Annotated in this window: 10 protein-coding genes; 5 read left to right on the top strand and 5 right to left on the bottom strand. The window is 65.7% G+C overall.

Features of this window, described 5'->3' with window-relative positions; genetic code table 11:
- Nucleotides 1-230 precede the first annotated feature (230 nt).
- On the bottom strand, nucleotides 231-1,208 hold the full coding sequence (gene mbfA / locus EZM81_RS15740; RefSeq protein ID WP_136646361.1) for an iron exporter MbfA: 978 nt from the start codon (nucleotides 1,206-1,208) through the stop codon (nucleotides 231-233).
- 153 nt (nucleotides 1,209-1,361) lie between these two features.
- Between mbfA and EZM81_RS18350 the strand changes: the two genes are divergently transcribed.
- Both EZM81_RS18350 and EZM81_RS15735 read left to right on the top strand, forming a co-directional pair.
- On the top strand, nucleotides 1,362-1,532 hold the full coding sequence (locus tag EZM81_RS18350; RefSeq protein WP_167851038.1) for a hypothetical protein: 171 nt from the start codon (nucleotides 1,362-1,364) through the stop codon (nucleotides 1,530-1,532).
- A 57-nt stretch (nucleotides 1,533-1,589) separates the two neighbouring features.
- Entirely contained in the window at nucleotides 1,590-2,216 is a 627-nt protein-coding gene (locus EZM81_RS15735; protein ID WP_135450905.1) for a TetR/AcrR family transcriptional regulator, read from the top strand.
- A gap of 127 nt (nucleotides 2,217-2,343) precedes the next feature.
- Here the strand turns inward: EZM81_RS15735 and EZM81_RS15730 are convergent, their stop codons facing one another.
- From EZM81_RS15730 to EZM81_RS15715, 4 genes are all read right to left on the bottom strand, one after another.
- Nucleotides 2,344-3,582, bottom strand: coding sequence for a folylpolyglutamate synthase/dihydrofolate synthase family protein (locus EZM81_RS15730; RefSeq protein ID WP_371685764.1), 1,239 nt, complete (start codon nucleotides 3,580-3,582; stop codon nucleotides 2,344-2,346).
- 29 nt (nucleotides 3,583-3,611) lie between these two features.
- Nucleotides 3,612-4,541 (bottom strand): acetyl-CoA carboxylase, carboxyltransferase subunit beta, encoded by a 930-nt coding sequence (gene accD, locus EZM81_RS15725; protein WP_136646359.1) that lies wholly within the window; start codon nucleotides 4,539-4,541, stop codon nucleotides 3,612-3,614.
- A gap of 78 nt (nucleotides 4,542-4,619) precedes the next feature.
- Nucleotides 4,620-5,408 carry an exodeoxyribonuclease III gene (locus EZM81_RS15720; RefSeq protein WP_136646358.1) on the bottom strand — a complete coding sequence of 263 codons (789 nt, stop codon included), beginning with the start codon at nucleotides 5,406-5,408 and terminating at the stop codon, nucleotides 4,620-4,622.
- 402 nt (nucleotides 5,409-5,810) lie between these two features.
- Nucleotides 5,811-6,497: a response regulator transcription factor gene (locus tag EZM81_RS15715; RefSeq protein WP_135450894.1), complete on the bottom strand. Its 687-nt coding sequence runs from the start codon at nucleotides 6,495-6,497 to the stop codon at nucleotides 5,811-5,813.
- Nucleotides 6,498-6,635: 138 nt separating this feature from the next.
- Here EZM81_RS15715 and ribA point away from each other — a divergent pair, with 138 nt between their 5' ends.
- The 3 genes from ribA (at nucleotide 6,636) to EZM81_RS15700 (ending at nucleotide 10,223) form a co-directional block, all read left to right on the top strand.
- Nucleotides 6,636-7,724, top strand: a complete 1,089-nt coding sequence (gene ribA / locus EZM81_RS15710; RefSeq protein WP_135450893.1) for a GTP cyclohydrolase II — start codon at nucleotides 6,636-6,638, stop codon at nucleotides 7,722-7,724.
- Nucleotides 7,721-8,224 (top strand): L,D-transpeptidase, encoded by a 504-nt coding sequence (locus EZM81_RS15705; RefSeq protein WP_136646357.1) that lies wholly within the window; start codon nucleotides 7,721-7,723, stop codon nucleotides 8,222-8,224. The genes ribA and EZM81_RS15705 overlap by 4 nt, the downstream gene beginning before the upstream one ends.
- 112 nt (nucleotides 8,225-8,336) lie before the next feature.
- Nucleotides 8,337-10,223: an alpha-amylase family protein gene (locus tag EZM81_RS15700; protein ID WP_136646356.1), complete on the top strand. Its 1,887-nt coding sequence runs from the start codon at nucleotides 8,337-8,339 to the stop codon at nucleotides 10,221-10,223.
- Nucleotides 10,224-10,368: the final 145 nt, after the last annotated feature.

Raw genomic sequence — 10,368 nt, 5'->3', positions numbered from 1 at the left:
ACCCGATGCCCGCCCAAACATTGCCAGAAACCGGTACCGCAGCGCAGCCCATGATCGTGGCAGGAGACATTGCCGCGGCGGACCTTGACCTGCTTCACCTGATCGAACCGGACGAACCGCAGGCAGAGCCAACCGTCGTCGTTCCGCGCAGGATAACCCTCCTGCGCTGACAGCGCGGGCGTGCGGGCGAAGAAGGCACCCGCCTCCCGGTTGTCATCGGGGGGCGCTTGTCAGCCGCCCCCGATCAGGACGCCGGCCGCAAAGACCAGAGCGCCCCCCAGAACGACCTGCAGCGCCGCGCGCAGAAACGGTGTTTCCATGAAGCGGTTCTGGATCCAGGCGATGGCCCACAGCTCGATGAAGACCACCGCAACCGCAATGGTCGTCGCCGTCCAGAAGTCGGGGATCAGATAGGGCAGGGCGTGGCCCATGCCGCCGATGGTGGTCATCACCCCCGAGGCAAGGCCCCGTTTCAGCGGCGAGCCGCGGCCCGACAGCACGCCATCATCATGGGCCGCTTCAGTGAAGCCCATCGAGATGCCAGCCCCGACCGACGCCGCCGCGCCGACCAGGAAGGTTGTCCATGTATCCTGCGTGGCAAAGGCCGTGGCGAAGATCGGCGCAAGGGTCGACACCGAACCGTCCATCAGACCGGCCAGCCCCGGTTGCACCCAGGTCAGGATGAACTGGCGCCTTGCGGTCCGGTTTTCGACCTCGCGGGCATCTTCGGACAGATGGCGGTCTTCCAGCCCCTGGGCATGGGCCTCATGCCCGGCTTCCGCCGCGGCGAGATCGCCAAGAAGTTTGCGCGTGGCCGCATCCTGGGTGCGGGCCGCGGCACGGATGTAGAAATCGTGCGCCGCCTTCTCCATCGCCCGGGCTTCGCCTCGGATGGTGTCCAGCGACAGGTTCTGCGCCAGCCAGGTCGGGCGGCGCGCGTAGAAGCCGGCGACATGTTCCCTGCGAATCAGGGGAATCACCTCGCCGAAGCGCGCGCGATGCAGATCGATCAGTCGCTGTCGGTGGTCGTCTTCTTCCACGGCCATGCCGTCGAAGATCGCGGCAGAGGCGGGGTAGTCCGCCCGCAGGCGTTCGGCGAAACTTCGGTAGATGCGGGCGTCATCCTCTTCCGATGAAATGGCCAGGGCCAGGATTTCCTGCTCGGTCAGGTCGGCGAAGCGGCGGCGGAAGCTGAGGGCAGAGAGCATGATGTTGACCAATTTGGAACCATTCTAATCTAGCGTTGCCGCCAGTGGGCGCAATGGTCAATTACGAACTGATCAGTTCACTTTTCGCTTGCAAAAGCAAACCACTCGGTTCAATTCTTGAAATGAACTTATCAGTTCATATCGGAGATGGACATGCCTCGCCTGATCATGGTTCTGGCCGCCACGACCGCGCTTGGTGTTCCGGCCTCGGCGCAATCGCTTTCGACGCTCTTGCCGCAGATCAGCTTTCCGGAACCGGCGACCACGCCTTCGACCAAGGGCTGCGTTCCCGCGGAAGCGCGGGTTTGCCGGACCGAGGGGTGAACGGCCCTGCTTGCCGCGCCCGAGGCCGATGATCTATGCTTCCCCCAAGGGGGGGTGATGAACGCAAGGTCCGATCACGGCGTCCGGCGCGGCCGGAAATTCGACCAGGTCCTCGAGGGAGCCCGAAAGGTTTTTCTGCGCGACGGGTTCGAGCGTGCCTCGGTCGACGAGATTGCCCGCGTGGCGGGGGTCTCCAAGGCGACGATCTATGCCTATTTCCCCGACAAGCAGCTGATGTTCCTGGAAGTCGCCCGCTGCGAATGCCACCGCCAGACCGAAGAGGCCGAGGCGATGGTGGGTGGCGAAGTGCCGGTCAGGGTCGCGTTGACGATCGCGGCGGAACGGATTGCCGCCTTCCAGATGTCGGATTTCGGCCAGCGCATGTTCCGCATCGTCGTCGGCGAGGGAGAGCGGTTTCCAGGTCTGGGGCGCGAATTCTACGATTTCGGACCCGGGCTCATCCATGAACGGCTGGTGCATCATCTGGCCAGCTATGTCGAACAGGGCGTGCTGAAGATCGACGATCTGCACCTTGCGGCCGACCAGTTCGCGCAGCTGTGCAAGGCCGGAATTCAGGAGAAGCTTCTGTTCGGCATGGCCGAGAAACTGACCCCCGAGGATGTGCATCGCAGCGTTCACGGGGCGGTCGACATGTTCCTTGCCCGCTACGGAACGGGCGCCTGAGACGGCCCGTGTCGGGACGGCCGACACCTGACCGGTGAAGGATGGGGGGCATGGCGATCCCGGCGCTGATCCGGCCGCGACAGGCGCCCGAGGGCTGGTCCGCAGACCGGTGGCCCGTGCGTGAGGCTCAGCCGTTTTCGCGCAGGACCGCACCGGCAAGATAAAGCGACCCGCAGATCAGGACACGCGCCTCGGGCGATGTTTCGGCAATGCCCGCCAGGGCCTCGGCAACCGAGCTGGCCGTCACGGCATCCATTCCAACGTTTCGCGCGGCGTCCCGGGTCATCTCTGCGGGCAGGGTGTTCTTTTCGCCCGGGATCGGCACTGCGTGCAGTCGCGTCACATGCCTTGCCAGCGGGGCCATGTAGCCGGCCACGTCCTTGGTGTTCAGCATGCCGCAGATCAGATGGGTTTCGCGGGCCGGCATCCGGGCAAGTGTTGCCGCCACCGCCTCGCCACCCGCAGGATTGTGCCCGCCATCAAGCCATAGCTCCACCCTGGGTGCCAGATCGACCAGCGGGCCACGGCGCAGTCGCTGCATCCGGGCGGGCCAGTCGGCGCGCGTCACGGCGGCCTCGCAGGCGGCCTCGCCCTTGCCCAACAGGCGCAGTGCCGCAATGGCTGCGCCGGCGTTCTGCACCTGATGCGGGCCCGGCAGATTCGGCAGGGGCAGGTCCAGAAGACCGTTCTCGTCCTGATAGACCAGACGGCCACGGTCTTCACTCACTGTCCAGTGCTGTCCATACGCCCAGAGCGGTGCGCCCGAAGCCGCTGCCTTTGCCTCGATCACGGCCAGCCCGTCGGGATGTTGGGGGCCAACGACACAAGGCACGCCGCGCTTGATGATCCCGGCCTTTTCGCCGGCGATTTTCGCAATGGTGTCGCCCAGGAACGCCTCGTGATCCATCGACACTGGCGTGATGATCGTCAGGCGCGGTCGGTCCACCACATTCGTCGCATCCAGCCGCCCGCCAAGGCCCACCTCAAGCAGCGTCCAGTCCGCAGGGGTGCGGGCAAAGGCCAGGAAGGCCGCGCAAGTCGTGATTTCGAAAAAGGTGATCTCGTCCGGACCGTTTGCCTGGACGCACTCGTCAAGAATCGCGGTCAGCGCCGGTTCGTCGATCAGTTCCCCGGCAAGGCGGATCCGTTCGTGAAAGCGCGCCAGGTGGGGTGACGTGTAGGCGTGGACCTTTTCGCCGGTAGCCTCCAGGCCAGCGCGAATCATGGCCTGGGTCGATCCCTTGCCGTTCGTCCCAGCGATGTGGATTACCGGGGGGATGCACCTTTCGGGATGGCCCAGAGCAGCCAGCAGTCGTTCGACGCGCCCAAGGGTCAGGTCGATCACCTTCGGGTGCAGCGTCATCATCCGCTCAAGGATGACGTCGGAGGTCAGGGTCACGTCTTGGCGTCCACCTTTGCATTGGGGGCAAGAACCGTTTCGGGCGCCGGCGGAGACAGGTCGCCCTTGATCGCCGGTGGCAGGGACATGAGCATGCGGATCAGCGCGACCAGTTCATCCTTCATGTTCTTGCGATGCACCACCCGGTCCAGCATTCCATGATCCAGCAGGTATTCGGCACGCTGGAAGCCCTCGGGAAGCTTTTCCCGGATCGTCTGTTCGATCACCCGCGCGCCGGCAAAGCCGATCTGCGCATTCGGTTCGGCGATCTGGATGTCGCCCAGCATGGCATAGCTGGCGGTCACTCCGCCCGTGGTGGGGTGGGTCAGGACTACGATGTAGGGCAGCCCTGCCTCTTTCAGCATCTGCACCGCGACAGTCGTGCGCGGCATCTGCATCAGGCTGAGCATTCCTTCCTGCATCCGCGCCCCGCCCGAGGCCGAAAACAGAACAAGCGGCCGCTTCAGTTTCACCGCCCGTTCCGCCGCGGCGATGATTGCGTTGCCGACATACATGCCCATCGAGCCGGCCATGAAGGCAAAATCCTGCGCCGCCGCAATGATCGGCGTGCGCCCGATCTCGCCCTCGGCCACCAGCATCGCGTCCTTTTCCCCTGTCGCCTTCTGTGCGGCCTTGATTCGGTCGGGGTATTTCTTCTGATCGCGGAACTGCAACGGATCGGCGACGGGTTCGGGCACCTTCACCTCGGTGAAAACCCCGGCGTCGAACAGCGCCGCAAAGCGTTCGCGCGGGCTGATCGTCATGTGATGGTCGCAGTTCGTGCAGACGTTCAGGTTCGCCGCCAGTTCCCGGTGAAACAGCATCGTCCCGCATTCGGGGCACTTCGTCCACAGGTTCTCGGGCACCTCGCGCCGCGAGAACAGCGAGTTGATCTTCGGGCGGACGTAGTTGGTGATCCAGTTCATGCGGCGCCTGTTCAGCCTGTTCCGGTCGGTGACCCGAGATAAGCCCGCAGGCCGCGAATTGCAATCGGCGCGGCCGGATCAGAGATCGAAGCTGGCAAGCACCGGCACATGGTCGCTAGGCTGGTCCCAGCCCCGGACCGGGCGCAGGATCCGGCTGCCATGGGCCGCGCCGGCGATGTCGGGCGTGGCCCAGATGTGGTCAAGCCTGCGGCCCTTGTCCGCGGCGTCCCAGTCGGGGCTGCGATAGCTCCACCAGCTGTAGAGCCTCCCGGTCGGGATGTCGTTGCGCGTCACGTCCTGCCATCGCCCGGCCTCCATCACCTGGCCAAGATGATCGACCTCGATCGGAGTGTGGCTGACGATCTTCAGCAGGGCCTTGTGATCCCAGACATCATCCTCGCGCGGGGCGATGTTCAGGTCGCCCACCAGGATTGCCCTTTCCGGAAGGTCGGCGCGGAAGTGATCCCGCATCTGCGCCAGGTAGTCCAGTTTCTGCCCGAACTTTTCGTTCTGCGTGCGATCGGGAATGTCCCCGCCCGCGGGAACGTAGAAATTGTGGATCGTCACCCCGTTCTCCAGCCGGGCCGCCACATGCCGGGCATGGCCCAAATCGGCGAAATCATGTCCGCCCACGTCTGCAAGCGGCAACTTCGACAGGATCGCGACGCCGTTATAGCCCTTCTGCCCCCGGGCGACGATGTGCCGGTAGCCCAGCGCCTGGAAGCCTTCCAGAGGAATCAGCTCGACCGGGCACTTGCATTCCTGCAGGCACAGGATGTCGGGTGTCTCTTCGCGTAGCAGGCGCTGAACCAGCGCCTGCCGAAGGCGGATGGAATTGATGTTCCAGGTGGCAAGGGTGAAAGGCATGTGGCCTCGGCTTGTGGTGGGCAGGACGGAGGGGACGGCAATGGGGGCCGCGTTGCAGTTTGCCGGGGCCCTGGTCCCGAGGGATATGGCCCACATCCTTCGGCGCGGTCAATGGGGGCGCCGGCCACTCCGGCCGGCAGGTTGGCCATGACCGGCACGGGGCGGGCCTTGCTTTCCGGGTGTCGGGAGGCGCCGAAAAAAAGGCCGGGCAAGAAGCCCGGCCAGGTCCAACAGGGAGGATGCCGCGCCATAACCCCGACGCGACAAGGGGAACTTGCAGCACAACCTGTGCATGATGGAACGTAGCAAGCGATTCCGGCAACAATAAGCCCTGACAGGCAAGATTTCCTGGCTGTTGCATGGCGGACGCAGGCTGCGGTGCCACACCGCCACAGGCAATTCTCAGGCGACCAGGCGATAACCTCCGCTTTCTGTCACCAGCAGCCTTGCGTTCGAGGGATCAGGCTCGATCTTCTGGCGCAGGCGATAGATGTGGGTTTCCAGTGTGTGTGTTGTCACGCCCGCATTGTAGCCCCAGACCTCGTGCAGCAGCACATCGCGGGGAACGACGCCCGACTGTGCGCGGTAAAGGTATTTCAGGATATTGGTTTCCTTCTCGGTCAGGCGGATCTTCTTGTCCTTTTCGTCGATCAGCAGCTTCTGCGCCGGCTTGAAGGTGTAGGGCCCCATCTGGAAGATCGCGTCTTCCGATTGTTCATGGGTGCGCAACTGTGCGCGGATACGCGCCAGCAGGACCGGGAACTTGAAAGGCTTGGTCACATAGTCGTTCGCGCCAGCATCGAGGCCCAGGATCGTATCGCTGTCGGTGTCATGGCCGGTCAGCATCAGGATCGGGCATTTCACCCCGCCCTTGCGCATCCGCCGGCAAAGCTCGCGCCCGTCGGTGTCGGGCAGGCCCACGTCCAGGATCACCAGATCGAACAGCCCGGCCTTGACCTTTTCCATCCCCTCGGCGCCGGTACGCGCTTCGAACACGTCGAAGTCCTCGGTCAGGACCAGTTGCTCGCTCAGCGCTTCGCGCAGGTCGTCATCGTCATCGACCAGCAGGATCTTCCGCAATTGGGCCATGTCTGCCTCCTTTGCCGTTTGGCCTCAGATGCGTCCCGATCACGAAGCCCGCAAGATTTGCGACCGCTTTCTCACGCGGTCGTGTCGGGGTGCCGCAGAATGTTTCAATTTCTTCGTCCGGCAGCTATGGATGGCCGCATGAGCCTGCGCCTGACCACTGCCGAACGCCTGTCCCGTGCGAAGGGAGACCTTCGCATGGGCGTGCCAGTGATGCTGTGCAGTTCGGGCGGCGCGGCTCTGGTCGCCGCAGTCGAGGCCCTGGATGCAGACCGGCTGGCCGATCTGCGCAGCCTCGGGCAACCGGTTCTGGCCATCACCGCCCGCCGGGCCGAGACGCTGAAGGCCCGCGCCTACGACGGGGATCTTGCGCGCATCCTGCCGCCGGCCGATGCCGACCTCGCCTGGCTGCGCGCGGTTGCCGACCCGGCCGACGATCTGCGGATGCCGATGAAGGGGCCACTGGTTTCGGTGCGCGAAGGGGCGGCCGATCTGCATCGCGCGGCGCTGGCACTGGCCAAGTCCGCGCATCTGTTGCCCGCCGCGCTGGTCGTGCCGGTGACCGACCCGCTGCGACTGGCTGCCGATCACGGCCTGACGGTTCTGGTGCTGGACGAAATCGCCCCGGCGCTGGCCACACTGCCGCCGATGGCCGAGGTCGTCTCTGCCCGGGTACCGCTGGCGGCCAGCGAAGCCGGGCGTGTGCACATCTTCAGGCCCGATGACGGCGGCGATGAACATTACGCCATCGAGATCGGCAAGCCCGACCGGTCGAAACCGGTTCTGGCCCGGCTGCATTCCGCCTGCTTCACCGGCGACGTCCTGGGAAGCCTGAAATGCGACTGCGGCCCGCAACTGCGCGCGGCGCTCCAGCAGATGGGCGAGGAAGGCGCGGGCGTGCTGCTCTATCTGAACCAGGAGGGCCGCGGGATCGGGCTTGCGAACAAGATGCGGGCCTATTCCCTGCAGGACCAGGGCTTCGATACGGTCGAGGCCAACCACCGGCTGGGCTTCGAGGATGACGAGCGCGATTTCCGCATCGGGGCCGAGATCCTGCGCAAGCTGGGGTTTTCCAGTGTGCGACTTTTGACCAACAACCCGAAGAAGCTGGCGATGATGGAAGCCTGCGGCCTGCATGTCGTGGAACGGGTGCCCCTGAAGGTCGGCCAGACCGCGCAGAACCGGGGCTATCTGGCAACCAAGGCCGCGAAGTCGGGGCACCTTTTGTGAAGCGCGAGGATATCGTCGTCACCGCCACCGGCGCGCGGTTCATGGGCCGCCGCTTTGCCTGCACCATCGGGCGCGCCGGCATCGTCCCCGCCCGGGACAAGCGCGAGGGCGACGGGGCCACCCCGGCCGGAGAGCACCGGCTGGTCGGCATGTTCTACCGCCCCGACCGCCTGACCCGCCCCGCCGAATGGGCGCTGCCGATCGGGCCGTTGGACCTGTGGTCGGACGACCCGCGCGACCCGGATTACAACCTGATGGTCCGCGCCCCGCACGACTTCAGCCACGAGCGCCTGCGCCGGCCCGACCCGATGTATGACCTTGTCATCCTCACCGACTGGAACTGGCCCCATGCCGACCCGGGCCGGGGCTCGGCGATCTTCCTCCACCAGTGGCGCCGCCCGGGCGCGCCCACCGCCGGCTGCGTGGCATTCTCGCGCCGCGACCTGCACTGGATCGCCCCGCGCATCACCCACCAGACCCGGCTGATCGTCCGCGCCTGAGGCAGGAAGGGGGCTGCTCCGCTCCCTCTCCGTGGGGTAGGGGCTTCTTCCCGCAACCCCTTTCCAAACCGCTTTGGATTGCCTAGTCTGCCCCCGACATTGGAGGAGACTCATGGCCAGACCGCCGTCCGCACCGGATGACGACCTCTTCGAACTGCGGCTGGCGCGCTCGGCCCCGGATCTTTTCCCGATGCTCGAGGCGCTTTACGGCGCGCGGCCCGACTATCCGGCCTTTCGTGAGCGTCTGGTCAAGGCGCTGCGCAAGGGCTGGGCTGATCGCCCGGCCGACCTGAAGCGGCTCGACCTGATCCGCGACCTCGAACCCGACTGGTTCCAGCGCCCCGGCATGGCGGGCTATGTCTTCTACATCGACCGTTTCGCCGGCACGCTGAAAGGCATCCTCGGCAGGCTCGATTACCTCGAAGACCTCGGTGTTACCTATGTCCATCTGATGCCTTGCCTGAAGCCGCGCCCCGGCGACAGCGACGGCGGCTATTCGGTGATGGACTACCGCCAGATCAACCCGGCCTACGGCACCATGGCGGATTTCGAGGCCGTCAGCGCCGCCTTGCGGGCGCGCGGCATGTCCCTTTGCGTGGACCTCGTGCTGAACCACACGGCCAAGGAACACGCCTGGGCGAGGAAGGCCGCCAAGGGCGACCCGAAATATCAGGACTACTACCTGATGTTCGATACGCCCGATCTGCCGCAGCAGTATGAACGGACGCTGGTCGAGGTCTTCCCCGACAATGCCCCGGGCAACTTCACGCACTATCCCGAATTCGGCAAATGGGTCTGGACCACCTTCAACGAACACCAGTGGGACCTGAACTGGGCCAACCCGGCCGTGTTCCTGGAGATCGTCGAGGTCATGCTCTTCCTGGCCAACAGGGGCGTCGATGTGCTGCGGCTGGATGCGGTGGCCTTCATGTGGAAACGGATGGGCACGCGTTGCCAGTCGGAACCCGAGGTCCACATGATCCTCCAGGCCCTGCGGGCCTGCTCGCGCATCGCCTCGGCCGCGGTGATCCATCTGGAAGAGGCAATCGTCGCACCTGCCGAGATGCTGCCCTACCTCGGCCGCGGCAGGCATGACGGCAAGGAAGGCAACCTCGCCTACCACAACAGCCTGATGGTGCAGTTCTGGTCGGCGCTGGCCACCCGCGACACGCGGCTGATGACGCATGTCCTGGCCACCCATTTCCCCGACCGGCTGACCAACGCGACCTACGCCACCTACATCCGCTGCCACGATGACATCGGCTGGGCCGTGACCGACGAGGACGCCGCCGCCGTCGGCCTGTCCGGCCAGGCGCACCGCGCCTTCCTCTCGGATTTCTATGAAGGCAGCTTTCCGGGCAGCTTTGCGCAGGGGGCGCTGTTTCAGGCGAATCCGGCAACGGGCGACAAGCGCATCTCGGGCAGCTTCGCCTCACTGGCGGGGCTGGAGCGCGCCGGGAGTGCGGGCGATGCTGCCGGGGTCGAGATGGCGGTGCAGCGGATCCTCATGGGCCATGCGCTGATCGCGGCCTGGGGCGGCATTCCGCTGATCTACATGGGCGACGAGCTGGCCCTGACGAACGACTACAGCTATCAGAGCGACCCGCACCACGCGCATGACAGCCGCTGGGTCCACCGCCCCAGGATGAACTGGGCGCTGGCCGAGACGCGGCATACCGGCGACACGCCCGCCGCGCGGGTGTTCCGGGGCACCAGGCAGATCCTGGCCCGCCGTGCCGCCACGCCCGCCCTGCACGGCGCGGTGCCCGTGCGTGTCGTGACCTGCGGCAATCACGGGGTCTTCGCCTTCCAGCGGCTTGCCCCCACCGGAACCCTGCTGGGCCTGTTCAACTTCACCGAGGGCTGGCAGCAGGTGCCGGAAGCCTGGGCCCGGTCGCTGGGGGCGCAGGTGATGCACGATGCGCTGTCCGATCAGCGGGTGGAAACACACCATGGCCAGATCGTCCTGCCACCCTATGCCAGGGTCTGGCTGACCTGACCCTGTCCACCGTGGGCATGTCCTGCCTCGCTGGCCTTGTCGGTGATGTGCGTTTGCGCACCAGGGGGCTGTCAATCAGGCTGCCCGGATGCCCCCACCCCCTCCCCACCCCACGGAGGGGGAGGGGAGGCGCCTGCTGTCCGGT

It is taken from the genome of Tabrizicola sp. YIM 78059 (genome assembly GCF_004959785.1).
Classification (GTDB): Bacteria; Pseudomonadota; Alphaproteobacteria; order Rhodobacterales; family Rhodobacteraceae; genus Tabrizicola; species Tabrizicola caldifontis.
Note: the sequence above shows the minus strand (reverse complement) of the source record. Positions and strands in the feature narration are given on the sequence as shown.

Coding starts and splice junctions, on each gene's coding strand:
- mbfA (WP_136646361.1), bottom strand. CDS start 1,208: ATGCTCTCTGCCCTCAGCTTCCGCCGCCGCTTCGCCGACCTGACCGAG.
- EZM81_RS18350 (WP_167851038.1), top strand. CDS start 1,362: ATGCCTCGCCTGATCATGGTTCTGGCCGCCACGACCGCGCTTGGTGTT.
- EZM81_RS15735 (WP_135450905.1), top strand. CDS start 1,590: ATGAACGCAAGGTCCGATCACGGCGTCCGGCGCGGCCGGAAATTCGAC.
- EZM81_RS15730 (WP_371685764.1), bottom strand. CDS start 3,582: ATGATGACGCTGCACCCGAAGGTGATCGACCTGACCCTTGGGCGCGTC.
- accD (WP_136646359.1), bottom strand. CDS start 4,541: ATGAACTGGATCACCAACTACGTCCGCCCGAAGATCAACTCGCTGTTC.
- EZM81_RS15720 (WP_136646358.1), bottom strand. CDS start 5,408: ATGCCTTTCACCCTTGCCACCTGGAACATCAATTCCATCCGCCTTCGG.
- EZM81_RS15715 (WP_135450894.1), bottom strand. CDS start 6,497: ATGGCCCAATTGCGGAAGATCCTGCTGGTCGATGACGATGACGACCTG.
- ribA (WP_135450893.1), top strand. CDS start 6,636: ATGAGCCTGCGCCTGACCACTGCCGAACGCCTGTCCCGTGCGAAGGGA.
- EZM81_RS15700 (WP_136646356.1), top strand. CDS start 8,337: ATGGCCAGACCGCCGTCCGCACCGGATGACGACCTCTTCGAACTGCGG.